This window comes from Lactiplantibacillus sp. YT640 (assembly GCF_049745435.1).
Taxonomy (GTDB): Bacteria; Bacillota; Bacilli; order Lactobacillales; family Lactobacillaceae; genus Lactiplantibacillus; species Lactiplantibacillus plantarum.
On the sequence record NZ_JBMNVY010000025.1, the window covers coordinates 1 to 17,613 of the forward strand.

17 protein-coding genes and 1 other annotated feature are annotated in these 17,613 nt (G+C 43.8%); of the genes, 8 read left to right on the forward strand and 9 right to left on the reverse strand.

Annotation, left to right across the window (positions count from 1 at the left end):
* Positions 1 to 141 precede the first annotated feature (141 nt).
* On the forward strand, positions 142 to 966 hold the full coding sequence (locus ACOV1R_RS12565; RefSeq protein ID WP_003645316.1) for a Cof-type HAD-IIB family hydrolase: 825 nt from the start codon (positions 142 to 144) through the stop codon (positions 964 to 966).
* 114 nt (positions 967 to 1,080) lie between these two features.
* Here the strand turns inward: ACOV1R_RS12565 and ACOV1R_RS12570 are convergent, their stop codons facing one another.
* The 3 genes from ACOV1R_RS12570 to rlmD form a co-directional block, all read right to left on the reverse strand.
* Positions 1,081 to 1,932 carry an SDR family oxidoreductase gene (locus ACOV1R_RS12570; protein WP_217203293.1) on the reverse strand — a complete coding sequence of 284 codons (852 nt, stop codon included), beginning with the start codon at positions 1,930 to 1,932 and terminating at the stop codon, positions 1,081 to 1,083.
* Between the two features lie 280 nt (positions 1,933 to 2,212).
* Positions 2,213 to 2,656 carry a hypothetical protein gene (locus ACOV1R_RS12575; protein WP_003642455.1) on the reverse strand — a complete coding sequence of 148 codons (444 nt, stop codon included), beginning with the start codon at positions 2,654 to 2,656 and terminating at the stop codon, positions 2,213 to 2,215.
* A gap of 38 nt (positions 2,657 to 2,694) precedes the next feature.
* A complete protein-coding gene (gene rlmD / locus ACOV1R_RS12580) occupies positions 2,695 to 4,140 on the reverse strand; it encodes a 23S rRNA (uracil(1939)-C(5))-methyltransferase RlmD (RefSeq protein ID WP_003642454.1) in 1,446 nt (481 codons plus the stop codon).
* Between the two features lie 148 nt (positions 4,141 to 4,288).
* On the opposite strand from rlmD, the gene ACOV1R_RS12585 reads away from it, so the two are divergent.
* The 6 genes from ACOV1R_RS12585 (at position 4,289) to ACOV1R_RS12610 (ending at position 11,749) form a co-directional block, all read left to right on the forward strand.
* Positions 4,289 to 4,939 (forward strand): ABC transporter ATP-binding protein, encoded by a 651-nt coding sequence (locus tag ACOV1R_RS12585; RefSeq protein WP_003643459.1) that lies wholly within the window; start codon positions 4,289 to 4,291, stop codon positions 4,937 to 4,939.
* Complete coding sequence (locus tag ACOV1R_RS12590; RefSeq protein WP_003643458.1) at positions 4,936 to 5,691, forward strand: ABC transporter permease; 756 nt, start codon at positions 4,936 to 4,938, stop codon at positions 5,689 to 5,691. The genes ACOV1R_RS12585 and ACOV1R_RS12590 overlap by 4 nt, the downstream gene beginning before the upstream one ends.
* 75 nt (positions 5,692 to 5,766) lie before the next feature.
* A complete protein-coding gene (locus tag ACOV1R_RS12595) occupies positions 5,767 to 6,852 on the forward strand; it encodes a YdcF family protein (protein WP_003643457.1) in 1,086 nt (361 codons plus the stop codon).
* 256 nt (positions 6,853 to 7,108) lie between these two features.
* Complete coding sequence (locus ACOV1R_RS12600) at positions 7,109 to 8,110, forward strand: LacI family DNA-binding transcriptional regulator (protein WP_015380985.1); 1,002 nt, start codon at positions 7,109 to 7,111, stop codon at positions 8,108 to 8,110.
* Between the two features lie 53 nt (positions 8,111 to 8,163).
* Positions 8,164 to 9,831: an alpha-glucosidase gene (locus ACOV1R_RS12605; protein WP_016511889.1), complete on the forward strand. Its 1,668-nt coding sequence runs from the start codon at positions 8,164 to 8,166 to the stop codon at positions 9,829 to 9,831.
* Positions 9,824 to 11,749 carry a sucrose-specific PTS transporter subunit IIBC gene (locus tag ACOV1R_RS12610; RefSeq protein WP_015641013.1) on the forward strand — a complete coding sequence of 642 codons (1,926 nt, stop codon included), beginning with the start codon at positions 9,824 to 9,826 and terminating at the stop codon, positions 11,747 to 11,749. The genes ACOV1R_RS12605 and ACOV1R_RS12610 overlap by 8 nt, the downstream gene beginning before the upstream one ends.
* Before the next feature lie 85 nt (positions 11,750 to 11,834).
* Here the strand turns inward: ACOV1R_RS12610 and ACOV1R_RS12615 are convergent, their stop codons facing one another.
* The 3 genes from ACOV1R_RS12615 to ACOV1R_RS12625 are packed head-to-tail and all read right to left on the reverse strand — an operon-like array spanning position 11,835 to position 13,706.
* On the reverse strand, positions 11,835 to 12,770 hold the full coding sequence (locus ACOV1R_RS12615) for a DUF4097 domain-containing protein (RefSeq protein WP_003645322.1): 936 nt from the start codon (positions 12,768 to 12,770) through the stop codon (positions 11,835 to 11,837).
* Entirely contained in the window at positions 12,754 to 13,392 is a 639-nt protein-coding gene (locus ACOV1R_RS12620; protein ID WP_003642446.1) for a DUF1700 domain-containing protein, read from the reverse strand. Before ACOV1R_RS12620 ends, ACOV1R_RS12615 begins: the two co-directional genes overlap by 17 nt.
* Positions 13,389 to 13,706, reverse strand: a complete 318-nt coding sequence (locus ACOV1R_RS12625; protein ID WP_003645324.1) for a PadR family transcriptional regulator — start codon at positions 13,704 to 13,706, stop codon at positions 13,389 to 13,391. The genes ACOV1R_RS12620 and ACOV1R_RS12625 overlap by 4 nt, the downstream gene beginning before the upstream one ends.
* A gap of 361 nt (positions 13,707 to 14,067) precedes the next feature.
* Here ACOV1R_RS12625 and ACOV1R_RS12630 point away from each other — a divergent pair, with 361 nt between their 5' ends.
* A complete protein-coding gene (locus tag ACOV1R_RS12630; RefSeq protein ID WP_003645325.1) occupies positions 14,068 to 14,643 on the forward strand; it encodes a zinc ribbon domain-containing protein in 576 nt (191 codons plus the stop codon).
* 168 nt (positions 14,644 to 14,811) lie between these two features.
* Here ACOV1R_RS12630 and ACOV1R_RS12635 read toward each other — a convergent pair whose 3' ends face one another.
* The 3 genes from ACOV1R_RS12635 to ACOV1R_RS12645 all read right to left on the reverse strand — a co-directional run bounded on the left by ACOV1R_RS12635 (position 14,812) and on the right by ACOV1R_RS12645 (position 17,579).
* Positions 14,812 to 15,627 carry a transporter substrate-binding domain-containing protein gene (locus tag ACOV1R_RS12635; protein WP_003643451.1) on the reverse strand — a complete coding sequence of 272 codons (816 nt, stop codon included), beginning with the start codon at positions 15,625 to 15,627 and terminating at the stop codon, positions 14,812 to 14,814.
* A gap of 55 nt (positions 15,628 to 15,682) precedes the next feature.
* Positions 15,683 to 15,914: a binding site (T-box leader), on the reverse strand.
* A gap of 184 nt (positions 15,915 to 16,098) precedes the next feature.
* The gene (locus ACOV1R_RS12640; protein ID WP_003642441.1) at positions 16,099 to 16,860 is read right to left on the reverse strand and encodes an amino acid ABC transporter ATP-binding protein; all 762 of its coding nucleotides are present in this window, start codon (positions 16,858 to 16,860) and stop codon (positions 16,099 to 16,101) included.
* Positions 16,861 to 16,871: 11 nt separating this feature from the next.
* Positions 16,872 to 17,579, reverse strand: coding sequence for an amino acid ABC transporter permease (locus tag ACOV1R_RS12645; protein ID WP_003642440.1), 708 nt, complete (start codon positions 17,577 to 17,579; stop codon positions 16,872 to 16,874).
* Between the last annotated feature and the right edge of the window lie 34 nt (positions 17,580 to 17,613).

Sequence of the window (17,613 nt, forward strand, 5' to 3'; positions counted from 1 at the left end):
TGGTGACTTCATTTTATAGGACTCAGGCTATGAGTTCTTTTTTATTTTTTTCTTACTTGTTGCACTTCAATTGTAAATTCGTCATACATAATATAAGTCTACGCTTAGCATAGCCATGATTAACTTAACGGAGGAAAATCAATGATCAAATTAATCGTAAGTGATATCGACGGTACCCTAGTCGACAGTCAAGGACAGTTATTACCGGCTACAATTACGGGAGTTCAAGCAGCGGTTGCACGGGGGGCACAAATGGTGTTGGCCTCAGCACGTTCGCCTAAGGGGATGTTTGGAATTGCACAACAACTAGGAATTAATTCGACCATGATTGCCTATAATGGCGCGCTAACGGCTACGACCGATGTGAATGATCGACTAACTGTTTTTGAAGAGCAAGCCGTTGACCCTAAACTAGCACAAGCTGTGCAAACGGTAGTAGCTCATGATTGGCCAGCTGCCTCAATTAGTATTTATTCGAATAATAACTGGTTGGTGGCTACTAATGGCCCGTGGGAACAGCAGGAAGCGACGGGAATTGGTTATGCACCCCATGTCACGGATTTGGGCACATGGTTGCAACGGATGCCGACGCCAGTGCATAAAATGATGATCATGGCCGATCCAGATATTATTCAGGCGATTGAACAACGATTAAGCCGTGATGAATTTAGCGGCTTAGCAGTTTATCGTTCGAAAGAAACTTATTTAGAAATCGTTGCGGCAGGCGTAACTAAAGCAGCCGCATTAATGAAATTATTACAGGATGATCAAGTTACCCCTGCTGAAACGATTGCGTTTGGCGATAACTTTAATGATGTTGCGATGCTCCAGACAGCGGGGATTGGTGTTGCGATGGCTAATGCGCCACAACCCGTTAAAGAGGCAGCGAACATAGTAACAACTGATAATAATCATAATGGTATTCAGCTAACCTTAGCTCAGTATTTTGCTGATGTTACGCGCTAATTAAAAGGCCATTTACGAATCATTAAAAAATAGGAAGCCCAACGCCATGTTCGTTGAACTTCCTATTTTCGTATTGTAGAAGATATTTAAGAGAAACTTACAGCTAGCTCGTTATTAGCGCGCTAAGATTTCTTTAATAGCTACACTGGCTTCCAATGGTTGACGTCCCAAGACATGAGCTAAGTCGGCTGACTTTTCAGCCAGCGCACCATCATTGATTGGGGATTGGAATGAGGCAAACAAAGCAGCGGTATCATGATTTAGACCAGTCGTTTCAAGGAATTGCACGTACGCATCCTGACTGACTTGGGTAATCTTAACTTGGTTGCCAGTTGCTTCTTGGAGTGCTTGACCGAGTGCGGCATAAGTGAGGGGTGTCCCAGCAAATTCGTACACTTCTTGAGGGGCATCTGCCATCAAAACGGTTGCTGCCGCTTCGGCATATTCACGTTCCAAGGCCCAGCCAGCTGTATTATTAGCCCAGTACAAGGTTTCTTGGTTATGGGCACCACTTTGTAAGAAGCCCATTTCGTTTTCTAAATACCAGTTGTTACGAAGAAAACTGTGCGCAATATCAGTCGCTTTTATGGCATTTTCGGTGGCCTGATGATCATTGGCTAAGGCGCTGACTGCTGCCTGTGCGTTGGGAAAACTAGTGTAGGCGACAAATTTAACATGAGCGGCGTTAAGGGCAGTCACGACGTTTTTATGAGCGGTGGCCCGGTCAACGGGACCACCAGGTTGTGATGAAACGAAGAGCACGCGTTCAACGTTCTCGAAGGCTTTCGTCATTGAGTCGACATCATCGTAATTCCCGGTACGAATTGGATTATCAGGAAACAGCTGAGCAGCTTTGTCCTGATTACGAGCAATTACTAAAACATTTTCTGCACCAACTTTAGCATTCAGCGTACTAACGGCGCTTTGACCAAATTTACCAGTAGCGGCAGTGATGGCGTATTTCATAATTAAAACATCCTTTCAAATTGCTGTAGCAATAAAAATTACAGTGATTAGCTTATCACATGTAACTTCAAAGTCAACAAGTTTGCTTCCAATAACCGAAAAGACAATTTTCGTATGCTGACATTTAATGAATGGCTAAGAAAAATAAAAACGAGTATTAGTGCGAATTTCTGTGACTAATGAAGTTTCACCGCTATTGATTTATGTCCGAAAAAATAGGATTAGACAACTTGGTGTTATCTAATCCTAATTTATAAAAGTCAGCGATAAATGGTGGCGTTTACTTATTATTCAACGACGTCAAAATTCGCTGTGATGCCTGTCCGTTGAAGTCATTGGTTTGTAGCCGTTCAAAAACGTCTTTCATAATGTGCATTAATTGTTGATCGGACAAACCTTGGGCAGATAATGTATTGAGCATGACTTGCAGCAAGTCGATTGGTAGGACCGGTCGCTGTTCAGGATGCGCACTGAAGAATTCCTGAACGGCTTGGTCGTGTAAGCGCCAGTAAACTGGGTTTTGGACATCATCAAAAATCGTTTTTAGTTGCTCTAGGGCCGGTGATAGCGGAATGTTTTTGGCAATAATCGTCGTTAGCATCCCATCACGAGCCGGGATACGAACATCCGCCACGTAATCTTTTAATAGTAAGAAATGAGTCTTGAATGGTGGCCGTAACGTAAAGGTCATCGTTAATGCAATTTGACTATCAGTAGCTGCCATGATGATTCCCCCTCATATGATTGGCAGTGAGTGGCAAATTAATGACGCTTCGTGAAGCGGACGACGGCTTCGCAACGAGCTGTTTGTGGGAACATGTCGATCGATTGAATATAGTCGACTTGATATCCGCGGGTAAGTGCTTGTAAATCCTGAGCAAGCGTCGATGGGTTACATGAAATGTAGACGAGTTTTTCCGGTGCGCTTTGTAAGATGGCATCAATTAAGACGTTATCTAAACCAGTACGGGGTGGATCAACGACCATTGCATCAGGCGCAAAACCGCTCGCTAACCATTGCGGTAACAAGACTTCCGCCTCACCAACTTCGTAATGAGCATTAGTGATTTGATTGCGTTGGGCGTTGGCATTGGCATCTGCAACGGCTGCCGGAATGGTATCCATTCCCCGAACTTCCTTAGCCACGTCGGCTAGTGATAAACCAATCGTTCCGACGCCCGAATAAGCGTCGACCAGCGTCTCATTAGGCGCTAAGTTCAAAGCTTCGCGTGCTAAGCGATAGAGTTTCTTGGTTTGCTGCGGGTTCAATTGGAAGAAGGCCCGAGCAGATAAATCGAAGACTAGGCCGTCTAGCTCCTCCGTAATAGTTGGTTTGCCGGCCAGTAATGTTGTTTGGTCACCCCAGATCAATGAAGTTTTACCAGCATTGATATTTTGCATGACCGACACGACCATTGGCAGTTTTTCAGCGATTTTCATCAATAATTGATGCTTTTTCGGTAACTTGGGTGTATTTGTGATGAAGACCAGCTGAATTTCACCAGTGGCGGCCGCTTCACGCACAACGATTGTCTTGACGATGCCAGAATTATGTTCTTCATCGTAAATCGGTACTTGGAGTTCCTCCAGCCAAGCCACGACTTGACGCATGACTGTCATTGTCGCCGGCATTTGCACCGAACAGGTCGGTAAGTCGACTAGGTCATGACTATTTTCTTTATATAAGCCAGCAGCGACGTGCCCATCAATTAAACGAACTTGAAATTGGGCTTTGTTGCGGTATTCATAAGGATTAGTCATCCCAATGGTGGGCCGAACATCATAGTGTCGATAACCAGCTGGGCGGTATTTTTCGAGTGCTTGACGAATTAAATCTTGCTTAAAGGCTAATTGGGCCGGGTAGTCGAGGTGTTCTAATTCAAAACCACCGACTTCGCCCGCATAGGCATCGCGGGGATCGACCCGGTCAGGACTAGGCTTGCGAATACTACGAATCTTAGCTTCTAGGTAACGTGGGTGCACGGCGGTTACTTCAGCAACAACGACTTCTTCAGGAAGGGCGCCCTTGACGAAGGTGATGACGTGTTTGTAATAGCCAATACCTTCACCGTTAATGCCTAAACGCCGAATGGTCAGTGGAAAACGCTGGCCGATGTTAACGGTCGCTTGCACTTTTTCATCCGGCTGTTGTCGGCGCCGATCATTGTGCGATCGGGATTGGTGCGAATAATGATTAGATTGTGGCATAAGTTTGATTTTGACCTCGTTTTTCTGTGAACTGTGTTAACCTCCATTATAGCATGTGGAAAGACACAGGATAACTGAGGAGGATTGTTTGAAAGTCGCCTAACAGTCAGGTTATAATGATTCTAAATTAGTAATCGGGGGTGGGCATATGAATTCATTGATTAGTTTAGAAAAAGTTAATTATCAAATCGCTGATCAACATATTTTACATGATGTTGATTGGCAGATTTCAGCTGGGGCTCATATTACATTGACGGGACCATCCGGTGGTGGGAAAAGCACGTTATTACGGATCATTGCGGCCATGATTTCTAAAACAAGTGGGACCTTGATTTTTGATGGGCAGCCGATTGAAAGCTATGACCCAATCATGTATCGGCGGCAAGTCTCATATTGTTTCCAACAGCCGACGCTATTTGGTGAGACGGTGGCAGATAACTTAGCTTTCCCGTACCAAATTCGTAAGCAAGTCATGGATACGCAACGAGTGGTAACGGCGTTAAATAATGTTGGGCTGTCCGAACGAACCCTGCATCAGCCGATTACCGAGCTTTCCGGTGGTGAACGGCAGCGGGTCGCGCTGATTCGCAACATCTTATTCTTACCAAAAGTGTTGTTATTAGATGAGGTGACAGCTGGTTTGGATGAAAATAATAAGCAAATCGTGCACGCCTGGTTACGACAGTTAAATGAGCAGGATCACGTGACAACGATCATGATTACTCATGACGCGACAGAGATTGCTGCGGCAGATCAATTAGCGAAAGTGGTTGCTGGCAGATTGGAGGTACATGCATGAATTTAGCAGTTAATAATACGTCGCTATTTTTGGCGGCAATGTTAGTGCTCGTCGCGTTAGGAATTAGTTTGTGGCAGAAACTTGGCTTGGATAAGGACATCGTCATTGGTGTCGTGCGGGCTGTTGTACAACTATTTATCGTGGGTTACTTGCTAAAGTATATTTTCCGAGTCAACAATTTGTGGCTAACGTTGGCGATGATGGGCTTCATTATCTTCAATGCGGCTTGGAATGCGAAAAAACGGGGGCCGGGGATTGACCATGCATTAGCCATTTCGTTATTAGCCATTTTTGTTAGTACGGGGGTAACACTCGGCGTCCTCGTGCTATCTGGTGCGATTAAGTTTGTGCCATCGCAAATGATTCCCATTTCTGGTATGATTGCGTCGAATTCAATGGTCGCAATTGGGCTGGCTTATCGCAGCCTCAATAGTCAGTTTCATGACCAGCGGCAAGGTGTGCTTGAACGGTTGGCGTTAGGGGCTGGTCTACTCGACGCTTCGATTGCCATCGTGCGTGAGGCGATTCGTACGGGGATGTCACCAACCATTGATTCGGCAAAGACTGTGGGTCTAGTCAGTCTGCCAGGGATGATGTCCGGTTTGATCTTTGCAGGGGTCGATCCAGTACGGGCCATTAAGTATCAAATTATGGTCACGTTCATGCTCTTATCAGCGACTAGTTTGGGGTCAATCATTGCGTGCTATTTAGCTTACCGTAATTTCTATAATGAACAAAAACAGTTGAAGTAATGACTCCTGATTGCAGTCCCGCGGGGAGTCCTTTATGATGGAAGCTGAAATAAAACTTAATGCGGGGGTATTGATGTGAATGACGCAGCGGTTTGGGTTCCAGTTCCAGCAATGTTTTACTGGGGCTGGTTAGTACCACTCATATTTGGAACCATTTTTGGTTGGCGTTATCATCGCGATAAGGTTCGCCTAGGTAACGGTATTTGGTTTTCGCTATTTTTCTATTCGTTTTTAACCATGCTGGCGATTACAATTTTAGGTAGCAATATCCACTGGTTGATCATTATCAGTGGGACGTTGTTTGTGTTGCTGATCCTGTTGATTGGGCTGATTTTTACCTTACAAGCCTTCTTGCTCTTATGGAATGCGTGGATCATGTGGCGTCATGAGAGTCATACGTTGGCGAATATGCTGACCTTGTACTTGGGACTGGCCATTCTGATTTTGCCATTTTTAGGCAATCTGTTGAGTAGTCATGTGCCGCAGCCCGTGAGTTATTTTTTGACGGTATTTCCGAATCTGGTCATTTTTTACCTTGGTTTTTGGTTTTATAACTATCTGACGATGCTGACGATTTATCAATTCAATTGGCCCCGTCTGCGACAAGATTATATTATTGTGCTTGGGGCTGGCTTGTTAGATGGAGACCGTGTCTCGCCATTGCTAGGGCAACGAATCATGCGTGGACTGCGCTTTTATCAGAAGCAACAACGCAAGACGCATCATCGGGCCGTGATGATTTTCTCAGGTGGTCAGGGTGGTGATGAAACGGTTCCGGAAGGCCAAGCCATGCTGGAATACGCCATTGCGCATGGCCTTCCTGCAACGGATGGCTGGGCGGAGACGCAATCGAAGACGACCTTGCAAAATATGCAGTTTAGTAAGCAATTGATTGCACAGGGCCCTGTTAAAAATCCACGCACGATTTTTGTTACAAATAATTACCATACCTTTAGAGCCGGGATGTTTGCCAAGCAAGCAGGTCTAAAAGCGGATGGTATTGGTGCGCGGACGGCGCGATTCTTCTTACCGGATGCGATCATTCGTGAGTATATTGCGATATTTGTCCGAAATAAATGGTGGCACGCGGTGGCGATGCTTGGTATCTTGATTGTGTCGCTATTATTGACGTGGTTTGATGTCTATCAAGCATCGTTATAGCGATTACTAAGGCTGAATCAGTAATTAAAATATTCCAAGTCAGGTGCACACTGGCTTGGAATATTTTTTTGGCTGGAATGTTAAAAATGAAGTTATCGAAATGGCAGGATACTTCCATTTTTTTACTGGTGGACTAAATGTTTTAAGGGCAAACGTTTTTAGTGAATTCATTTTGAAAAACCAATTTGTCTTGACAATTACTTGAAAGGTCGTTATATTAATTATGGAAACGATTCCAAATAGGGGGTGAGCTTAAATGACAACGATTAGTGAAATAGCAGCTGAGGCTGGTGTAGGTGTTGGGACTGTTTCACGGTATTTAAACCATCGGCCTAGTGTTTCAGTTGCTAAGAAGAAGCAAATTCAGGCAGCGATTGAAAAACTGGATTACACCCCGAATGCCATTGCGAGTCAGCTACGCGCGCAGAGCACTAATACGATTGGTGTACTGGTATCAAGAATCTCTAACCCCTTCTTTGCACAGTTATTTGATGCATTGGAACGGGAGTTAAACGGATACGGGTTTCAAGTGATGGTAATGCAGACTCATGATGATGCGTTGGCAGAACAACACTTTCTGGATAAACTCAAGCAGCAACAAGTGGATGGCGTCATTCTGGCATCCATTGAAAATCAACAACTAGTGGCACAATTGTCGGCGACATATGCTAATCAGATGGTGCTGTTGAATGAAGAAGCTACTGATATTGGTATTCCAATGATCAGTTTAAATCATTATCAGGCAACTAAAGATGCTTTGGCATACTTATATCATCAAGGTCATCGGCGAATTGCCTATGCCACGGGTGGTGATTTTCCCAGTACGCATCATGGACGTTCGCGGACGCAAGCCTATTTAGATTTTTGTGAAGAGCAGCAGTTAGTTGTAAACAATAGCTGGGTTTTCGCACAACAACATACGATTGCGGATGGACAAGCGTTGGGGAAGCAATTAGCGTCCTTAAACCCTATTGATCGCCCGACAGCGGTGTTTACAAATTCTGATGAGGTGGCCGTTGGGGTAATTGATGAGTTACAGCAACAACATTTTCGCGTGCCAGATGATATGGCCGTGATAGGATATGACGATCAACCATTTGCGGCGGTGGCCCAAGTTCCATTAACAACGGTTCGACAACCGGTCGCGGCAATGGCTCAATTGGCGGTCGATCAGCTATTACATCACTTGGGCCGGTTACAACGACCTGAGTTAACGATTGATCTAAGCTTAGACTTAATCAAAAGAAAAAGTGCTTAAGCCTTTTTCTTTTGATTAAAGTGGAATCGATTCCAAATATAGGAGTAGTAATTATGCAAAAAAATTGGTGGCAAAAAGAAGTTTTTTATCAAATTTATCCGGCATCATTTAAAGATGCTAATAACGATGGCATTGGGGATTTGCGTGGAATCATCCAAATGTTACCCCGGTTGAAACAGCTGGGAATTACGACTATCTGGTTATCTCCAATATATCAATCACCCATGGTTGATAACGGTTACGATATTTCTGACTACCAAGCTATTGATTCTCGGTTTGGAACGATGGCTGATTTTGATGAGTTGATGGAAGTAACTAAACGATTAGGATTAAAAGTCATTTTAGATTTGGTTATCAATCATACCTCTGATCAGCACGTGTGGTTCCAATCTGCAATTAAATCGCCGACGAGTCCGTATCGTGATTTTTATATTATTCGGCGTGGGGCACACGGCAATCCGCCTAATAATTGGCGATCAAACTTTGGTAAAGGCTCGTCATGGACGTTATTGCCAGGAAGTCAGGATGAGTATTATCACCATGTCTTTTCTAAACAACAACCGGACCTAAATTGGGAAAATCCGGCTCTAAGGAAACGAATCTATCAAATGATTAATTGGTGGTTGGCAAAAGGGGTTGCGGGTTTTCGGATCGATGCAATAACATTCATAAAAAAAGATCAAGATTTTGCCAGCATTAGTCCTGATGGTGTTGATGGGTTAGGTAAAGTCAAACGTAAAGCTGAAAATCGACCTGGTATTGAAAAGTTCTTAGCTGAATTGAACACGGCTACTTTTAAACCAGCTAACGCGGTGACGGTTGGAGAGGCTTCGGGGGTTAGTTATGACCAACTTGGACAATTTATTGGTAAAAAAGGTTACTTCTCGATGATTTTTGACTTTCATTACGCAGATATTGATATTGCATCCGGATCAGAGTGGTATCGACGAGTTAAGTGGACACCGACGGACTTACGGCGCGCAATTTTTAAAAGCCAACTGGCGATTCAAAATGTCGGCTGGGGAGCTAACTTTTTTGAAAATCACGATCAGCCGCGGAGTATTGATAAATATATTCAGACACCAGCTTATCGGAATGAAATTGGTGCCAAAGCACTAGCCTTACTTTATTTTAACTTGCGCGGTTGTCCATTTATTTATCAAGGACAAGAGCTGGGGGTGACAAATGCACGGCGTGACTCAATCACCATGTTTAACGACTTGAGCAGTCACGATAATTATGATCGTGCTATTGAAGAGGGATATTCAGCAAGCGAGGCACTTGCCTTTGTAAATGCTCGTTCCCGGGATAATGCGCGATTACCATATCCATGGGATGATTCCGTCAATCAAGGCTTTAATCAGGGTGCCAAGCCATGGATTACACCAAAACAGTCACATGATAGGGTAAACTGGCAAAGCGAACAATTAGATTCAAATTCAGTTTGGCATTTTTATCAGTCATTGATTAAGTTACGGCAAATATCAAATTTAAATCAGGATTTAATAGTCGGTGATTTTAGGCCAATTACTTGTGATTGTGACCAAGTGATTGCTTATCAACGTGGTCGAAGGGTACAGGTGTATGTTAACTTAAGCGCAAAACGGTTATTACTAACGTTACCTAATGGCCGACCTCGATTAAATAATTACGCACATTATCGACTCAATACGTTGGAACCATATCAAGCCATTCTTTTTGAGGTGAATTCAAATGAGTAAAAACTATCAGGTACTTGCGAAAAAAATTATTGATATTGTTGGTGTTGACAATGTTGAATCGGTTACTCATTGTCAGACACGGTTGCGGTTTGTTGTTAAAGATCCTAAGCAGATTGATAAAGCAGCGCTTGAAGACTTAGATGAGGTTAAGGGAGTCTTTTTCGGTTCAGGACAGTATCAGGTCATTATTGGCACTGGTGTTGTTAACGATGTGTATGACGCGATTGAAAAGTTACATTTAGTTAATGCAATTTATAGTCAGGAAACGACGACTACGCCGACTCCTGATAATCAGAAGTCACCATTGCAACGATTCATGGCAATGCTTTCGGGAATCTTTATTCCAATTATTCCGGTGATTGCAGCTACTGGACTTTTCTTGGGATTACAAAGTGCTTTGACTAACAATCAGGTTTTACAGTTGTTTGGAACTTCATCTGCCGCGATTCCGGCAAGTCTTAATACAGTAATTTCAGTTTTAACGGGGACTGTTTTTTCATTTCTGCCAGCTTTAATTGTTTGGTCCACATTTCGCTATTTTAAAGGTACACCAATTGTCGGTATTGTGATTGGACTAATGCTCGTTTCCCCTTCACTGCCTAACGCGTATTCAGTTGCGGGTGGTACAGCGAAAGCGATTATGCTTTTTGACAAGATTCCAGTTATCGGTAGTCAAGGATCCGTATTAACAGCGTTAGTTGCTGGTTTTCTTGGAAGTAAACTGGAGCATTACTTTCATAAACACGTCCCTAACGTTCTCGACCAAATTTTAACGCCCTTTTTAACGATGTTAGTTACTTTTGGTATTATGATTTTAGGGGTTGGCCCGGTTGTACACTGGATTGAAAATGTGATGATTAGTGGTGTTGAAGGGTTGATTAACTTACCATTTGGAATTGGTGGTTTTTTGATTGGAGCCGCTTATCCGTTAATGGTGCTAGTTGGTATTCATCAGATGATGATTGCCATCGAAACGTCACTATTAGCAGCTACCAAGCTCAATCCGTTAATTACTTTAGAAGCCATGTATGGCTTTGCTAATCTGGGGGTAGCTTTGGCGATGATTTTACGAGCAAAGTCACAAAAGGCTAAGGCTAATTTTATTGGCGCATTTTCCTCGCAACTATTTGGTGTTTCAGAACCAACCTTGTTCGGGGTCTTGATTCGCTATAATTTCAAGCCGTTGGTTGTAACCGTTTTAACCAGTGGGATAGGTGCTGGCGTACTGAGTGTTATGAGTGTGGCAGCAAATTCATATGGTCTAGCCGTTGTTCCCTCTTATCTGATGTATATTTACAATGCTCGTGATTTGCTGATTTATACGGTCGTCTCGTTATTGACGGTAGCAGTGGCTTTTATTGCCACTAATATGTTTGCGATTCCTAAGGACATATTAAAATCTGATCAAGTACAACCAAAGATTGTAGATGATACGATATTTTCACCAGTTTCTGGTAAAAGTATTGCCTTGAGTACGGTTAACGATCCGGTCTTTGCATCTAAGATGATGGGGGACGGCATTGCAATTAAGCCACAGGAACAGGGGCCGGTAAAAGTCTGTGCGCCACAAAGTGGTCAGATGAGTGTTGTAGCCGATACAGGACATGCCTATGGGTTAACAACCAATAATGGAGTTGAGTTGTTGATTCACATCGGTATTGATACGGTGTCATTAAAAGGGCAAGGCTTTAAAGTTATCGTTAAACCGGGGCAAACTGTTCAAAAGGGTGATCTCTTAGGTGAGTTTGACTCAACGGTGTTAAAAGCTGCTAACTTAGATGACACGGTCATGGTGATTGTGACAAATAGTAAAAATTATCAACGGATAGAATCAGAACCTAATCAGTCTATTCAGTCGGGAGCAGCACTGCTGGCGATTCAAGGGCGTCCGGAAATGACGACTGCAACAGCATCCTAAACGTAAGTACGATAAAACCGCGATTTGCCATGAGCAAGTCGCGGTTTTATTTTGAAAATTTGAGTAAGTGCAGTACTAGCATGGACTAGCTAGCACTAACCGTAATATCACCATTGCTGGTCGTCAGTCGGTATTGTACGGCTGCCGATTGGTTGACCTGGTAATCACCGCCATCGGACTGGAGATGATTGAAAATATGCAAGTCCCCATCGCTAGTGCTAGCTTTAACACCGGTTGTCCGTGGCGCGGTTATTCGAATATCACCGTCACTGGCTGTAGCGGATAAACTTTCAGTGATGCGATTATTATTGAGCATAATATCACCTTCGCTACTTGTTAGCTTAAGGGCTTTGAACTGATTATTGGTTAGATGGATGTCGCTATCAGCGGTTATAATTTTTGAAGCAGTCTTGGTAAAATGACTGTCGGTGATGCTGATATCTGGATCGCTATTGATTTGTAGACTAGGCGCCGAGACACGAGTTAACCGTAAATTATCGCCGGTCAACGTCAGCGACTGATTGACTTTGACATCCGTTAAATTAATATCGCTATCCGTACTAAGACTTTTCAATTGGTCGACGGTGACGTTTTGCAACGAAACGTTACCACTTTGACTAGCTTTGGCGGTTATTTGATGAATAGTAGTTCCTTTAGGCACCGTAATTATTGTCGTGTCAGCAAATTGTCCGACGTTATCGAACATGAAGCCCACGGTTTTGGCGTTGTGTGTCGTTGAAGTAACAGTGACGTGACCATTGTTGGTCGTAACAGTTGGTAAGGCGCGCGTGGCGGTAACCGTGATATTAGCAGCTGTGCCTTGCTTAATAGTAATATTGTTGGCCGTTGCAATCGTGACATCTTTTAGCTGACTGACGTGATAGCGTCGCGTCTTATGATGAACGATATGGAAGCCTTGATCCCAATAAACGCTTTGAATACCGTTATTGGCGATTCCAAACATGGTCAAAATCAGTCCAATGACTAATAAAATAATGCCAACTCTAATTGTCCTTCGCATGGTGGTGACCTCCTCGTTCCGCCCGATTTTTCTTAACAAATCGGTGGTATAGGTTTTGTACGATTTTGGCAATTCCTTGCAGAATAACGCTAATAAGCCAGATAAATAGTGGTAAAACTAATAGCTCGGCACCAATAATAGCAAGACCGCTACCTAGGTAGAATAGTGCGACCCATAGCGACTGGCCGAAGATACCGATGCCGGCTGTTAGCATGGCAAATGCGAGGATGGTCACGCCAATTAAGATGGCACCCGCTGCAATCACGAATGCAAAGACGGTAACGGCCAAGGCAAAGAAGACCGCTAAAATAGCTATTAATGCGGGAATTGTGATCGGTGTTGATAATAAAGCAAGCACAATTAGCCAAATCGTGCGTACGGTTGCTTGAGATTTTTGCCGTTTAGAAGTATTGGCATTGAGATTTTCGTTAAAACGAATCGAATAATCGGCTAACACTTTCCGAGCCAATTGTTTAGGCGTTCCCAGTTCGGCAACGCAGTCATCATAATTGGCGATTGCCGCGTCTAGTAAGTATTCGCGATAAAATTCAACGACCTCGTCGCGTTCATCATCGGTAAGTTGAACGAGTAACGCGTTAAATTTGGATAAGTAGTCGTTCATGGTTCATCCTCCCCCTGAAGTAAGTGGTTAATGGCCAAATAATAGGTTTGCCACTCTTGTTGAATCGCACTCAATTGTGTCAGGCCGGCGCTCGTAATCTGATAATAGCGTCGGTTGCGGCCTTGATAGGCCTGATCGTAAGTCTTGACCCAGTCATTTTTCTTGAGTCGTCGAAGCACTGGGTAGAGCGTCGATTCGGACACCGAGATGGCGGCTTGCAAGCGCTGCGTTAGCGCGTAACCATAGTAATCTTGGCCTTTAAGGCAGGCTAAAACGCACCCGTCCAATAACTCGGAACTAATTTGAATGGCCATTGCTATTCCTCCTGCTATATTATACGTCGTATAGTATTGCTCAATGAGTAGTATACAGTGAAGTGAAACTAACTGTCAAACTTAAATATTAAAATAATGATAAAAGGTAAACTACCTTTAGCCACTAGTAAACGCAAAACGTGCTTGCTAACGGTGACTGAAATAGGCCCGTACTAAAGCTTAAAATCATGATGCTCAGCGAATACCAGCTGTCCGGTACGCAAGGGTGATACTATACTGATCTGATAAGGCCTAGAAAAATGACTGATTTCGATATATAATCATTATATTGAAATATTAATACGGTTAATTGTCATGGCTGAGTTAATTATTATCGATAATATTATGACGGAGGGCAATTATGGAAACGGACATGAAGAATTGTGTGGTTTGTGGTGAACGAATTCCCCAAAGTGCCCAGTATTGTGAAAAATGCGGCAGTGGACAACCGACAGTTGCTGAGGATAAGCGTAAAGACGCGGAAACGACGACTTTAAAGCAGCCGCATCATCAAAAAAAGAGCTTACGGACGTGGTGGTTTTGGTTGCCACCAGTTATCTGTGCGCTAGTCATTGTCTTTGAGATTGGATTTAATTTGTATCAGGCTCGGGAAGCTAATACGCTTGCAGCCAATATTCAATCAGAAATCAGAACGAATAAAGCTGAATATGGCAAGGTTAAAGTGAGTTGGAATGGTGGTGCCATGCGTGTGCGAATATCAAAGCAAGCGCCAGTTATTGAAAGTGTCGATCAAGGCAAGACCGCTTCGTGGCAGTCACTAGCCAAGACACTGCAAAGCCGCTCTGAAAAAATCGCGAAGAATCACAATCAAAAATATTCACATATTGAGGTTTTGTCGCCTAAGAACACCAAATATATGTGGTTGGAAGTCAATCATGGCAAGATGAAATTCAATATTGCAAATCAGTTGAATTAGCTGACCGGGTTCACGACATAAGCAATGGTGTAAATGGTCCCGGATGGTTTTTAGCAACACAATGAGTGATAAAAGATGGTCGCTGAAAGACGCCGACACACACAAAAAGCCCGGTTTTCCGGGCTTTTTGTGACTATCAACTGGACGCTATCAAATAGATTGCGATGGCTATTGGTTTGTGACGTTACCACCAAAGTATTTATTAGACAGTTTCTTTAAGGTGCCATCTTGACGGAGTTCTTGAATCGCTTTAGACAGTTGTTTTTGGAGTGAGGCGTGCTTTTTAGTGACAATTGCGCCAATCTTTTGTGTTTTGATTTCTGAACCACCACTAATGAATTTCAAGCTGGCCTTTGGATTCTGCTTGAGGTAAGCATAGAATGCTTCCCGTGAGTTGATTGTTCCGGCGACGCGACCTTGGTTTACGAGGTCGATCGATTGTTGAAAGCCATCGGTCGGTGTGACGGTCGCACCTAAACGTTTAGCATCGGTCGCGTTATTACTAGTCGTTGTTTGGGCAACTTTCTTGCCTTTGATATCCGTGATCTTGTTAATTGAGGACCCCTTCTTGACCGCTAATTCGGATTTAGAGTAGATATAAGGCGTAGAGAAGAGGTATTTTTGTTTACGTTGCGCAGTTTCAGCGATATCGTTGATGACCACGTCGTATTTGTCGACATCCAGGCCAGCAATCAAGGAGTCGAATTTCGTTGGGACGAACTTTGCCTTGAGACCGAGCTTCTTAGCGACGGCTTTACCAAGGTCGACTTCAAAACCAGTCAACTTACCGTCTTTGCGATAGCTATAAGGCTGGAAGGTGCCTTCTAGCCCGATCGTCAACGTGCCGCTTTTTTGCAATTTGAGCTGACTACTCGTGCTAGAAGTGCTGCTTTTAGATGAGCTAGAATTACCGCATGCCGTCAAGGTGACTGTTAGTGCGAGTCCTAAAATTGTTAAACTTACTGCCTTGAGCCATTTTTTCATATCGATTACCCCCGTAGAGCTATATTTTTTTGACAAAAAAAGTCGTCCTTTATCGAAAAAGGACGACTGCTGATCGTGGTACCACCTTAGTTTCCAAGCGCGTGCACAACGCTTGGCTCAATGAGCTAATTCACTCAGTACACTAACGGGTACGACGCGTTACTGGCTTGCTAATGCTCACCAATACCATTTAGAGACCATCTTCGTATCACTGTCCGACCGTTTTACACCAACCAACGGCTCGCTTTGCGTGGCAATCACACTACTCATCTCATCACAATGTTTAGATATTGAGGCTAGTCTACAAGATTAAATAACAATTGTCAAATCGAAATCACATTTTATATTAATCTAAATGCCATTTGTTGTGAATGCGCCAGATCGATGGTTGACGTGAGACGCTAGGGGGTGCTAAAAAACGTGCATCTGACTGGGATTTTCCAGTTAGATGCACGTTAACTCAAATGAACGCTATTGGTTTGCTTTGTCTGAAATCGTGGTGAACGTCATCGCGGCTAAGAAGTCGGCAATTCGTTGCGTTGGCTGCTTAAAGAATTCAGCGGGTGTCCCGTCGAACAGAATTTTGCCATCTTCAACAAATAGGATCTTATCCGCAACTGCGCGGGCAAATTCCATGTTGTGAGTGACGATAATCATGGAGTCTTCTTCCTGAGCGAGGGCTAGTAGAACGCGGAGCACACCAGCTTCGAGTTCGGGGTCTAGCGCACTAGTTGGCTCATCTAACAAGATGAATTCGGGATCCATCGCTAACGAGCGCGCAATCGCGACCCGTTGTTGTTGCCCACCGGATAATTGTTCGGGGTAGGCGTCGGCCTTATCTTGCAAGCCGACCCGGGCCAACAATTCTAGCGCGGACTTTTTAGCCGTCGCGGAATCCTTTTTTAAGACTTGCACGGGGCCTTCCATGACATTTTTAACAACGCTGAGATGGGGAAACAGATTATAACCTTGAAAGACCATCCCAGTTTTGCGTCGAATATTGAGAATTGTTTTATTAGTCAACGGCTTAGTAAAGTCGATAGTTTCGTCATTGAAGTGGTATAAACCTTGTTCGGGCCGTTCAAGCAAATTTAGTGACCGCAGTAAGGTTGATTTACCAGAACCCGAGGGGCCAACGATGACGGTCGTCTGGTGTTCTTTAAATTCAGTATTGATATCGGTTAACGCCTGGTGATTGCCAAACGTCTTATTTAAGTGTTCTAATTTGATCATTCGACAACCTCCTAATTAAGTGGCCGTAAGTAACGTGACGTCCGCTTTTCCAAGTAGCCTTGTAGCCAGCTGAGAATCGTACATAGAATTGCGTATAGGGCAGCAACCAGGGAGTACATCACAAGTGGTTGATAATTTTGAGCAGCAATTTGTTGGCTGACTTCGAACATTTCAATAATCGTGATTGAAGCGGCCAAGGAGGTGTCCTTGACTAAGCTAATAAAACTATTGGATAGTGGCGGTAGTGAGACTCGCGCAGCTTGCGGCAAAATAATTCGTTTGAGTACTTGTGACTTGGTCATGCCAATCGAGTAGGCCGCTTCCCACTGACCTTGAGGAATGGAGAGAATGGCTGCTCGAATCGTTTCCGCACAGTAAGCCCCGGTGTTCAGTGAAAAAGTGGCAATCCCAGCAGTCCAGGGGTCGAGCTGGACCCCATTTGGAAAGAGCCCTTTGATTTTAAGGTAGGGAAGCCCGAAATAGACGATAAAGAGTTGTACTAGCAGTGGGGTACTCCGAAAGAGCCAGACGTAGAAGTTAGCGATGGCTTTTAGAATTAAAAACCAACCACGACGAGTCGAAATCTTGACGAGGGCCGTGAAAATCGCAAGTATCAAACCGAGAATAAACGAAATAATGGCAATCGGAATGGTATATTTTAAACCCGCTGCAGCAATTTGCGGCGTTGATGTGACAATGATGTGCCAGATTGAATCCATAGGGAGCCTCCTGTAACAAATTAGAATTTGGTGC

What these genes read in the sequence shown, in the direction of transcription:
- ACOV1R_RS12565 (WP_003645316.1), top strand. Translation starts at nt 142, where the DNA reads ATGATCAAATTAATCGTAAGTGATATCGACGGTACCCTAGTCGACAGT.
- ACOV1R_RS12570 (WP_217203293.1), bottom strand. Translation starts at nt 1,932, where the DNA reads ATGAAATACGCCATCACTGCCGCTACTGGTAAATTTGGTCAAAGCGCC.
- ACOV1R_RS12575 (WP_003642455.1), bottom strand. Translation starts at nt 2,656, where the DNA reads ATGGCAGCTACTGATAGTCAAATTGCATTAACGATGACCTTTACGTTA.
- rlmD (WP_003642454.1), bottom strand. Translation starts at nt 4,140, where the DNA reads ATGCCACAATCTAATCATTATTCGCACCAATCCCGATCGCACAATGAT.
- ACOV1R_RS12585 (WP_003643459.1), top strand. Translation starts at nt 4,289, where the DNA reads ATGAATTCATTGATTAGTTTAGAAAAAGTTAATTATCAAATCGCTGAT.
- ACOV1R_RS12590 (WP_003643458.1), top strand. Translation starts at nt 4,936, where the DNA reads ATGAATTTAGCAGTTAATAATACGTCGCTATTTTTGGCGGCAATGTTA.
- ACOV1R_RS12600 (WP_015380985.1), top strand. Translation starts at nt 7,109, where the DNA reads ATGACAACGATTAGTGAAATAGCAGCTGAGGCTGGTGTAGGTGTTGGG.
- ACOV1R_RS12605 (WP_016511889.1), top strand. Translation starts at nt 8,164, where the DNA reads ATGCAAAAAAATTGGTGGCAAAAAGAAGTTTTTTATCAAATTTATCCG.
- ACOV1R_RS12610 (WP_015641013.1), top strand. Translation starts at nt 9,824, where the DNA reads ATGAGTAAAAACTATCAGGTACTTGCGAAAAAAATTATTGATATTGTT.
- ACOV1R_RS12615 (WP_003645322.1), bottom strand. Translation starts at nt 12,770, where the DNA reads ATGCGAAGGACAATTAGAGTTGGCATTATTTTATTAGTCATTGGACTG.
- ACOV1R_RS12620 (WP_003642446.1), bottom strand. Translation starts at nt 13,392, where the DNA reads ATGAACGACTACTTATCCAAATTTAACGCGTTACTCGTTCAACTTACC.
- ACOV1R_RS12625 (WP_003645324.1), bottom strand. Translation starts at nt 13,706, where the DNA reads ATGGCCATTCAAATTAGTTCCGAGTTATTGGACGGGTGCGTTTTAGCC.
- ACOV1R_RS12630 (WP_003645325.1), top strand. Translation starts at nt 14,068, where the DNA reads ATGGAAACGGACATGAAGAATTGTGTGGTTTGTGGTGAACGAATTCCC.
- ACOV1R_RS12635 (WP_003643451.1), bottom strand. Translation starts at nt 15,627, where the DNA reads ATGAAAAAATGGCTCAAGGCAGTAAGTTTAACAATTTTAGGACTCGCA.
- ACOV1R_RS12640 (WP_003642441.1), bottom strand. Translation starts at nt 16,860, where the DNA reads ATGATCAAATTAGAACACTTAAATAAGACGTTTGGCAATCACCAGGCG.
- ACOV1R_RS12645 (WP_003642440.1), bottom strand. Translation starts at nt 17,579, where the DNA reads ATGGATTCAATCTGGCACATCATTGTCACATCAACGCCGCAAATTGCT.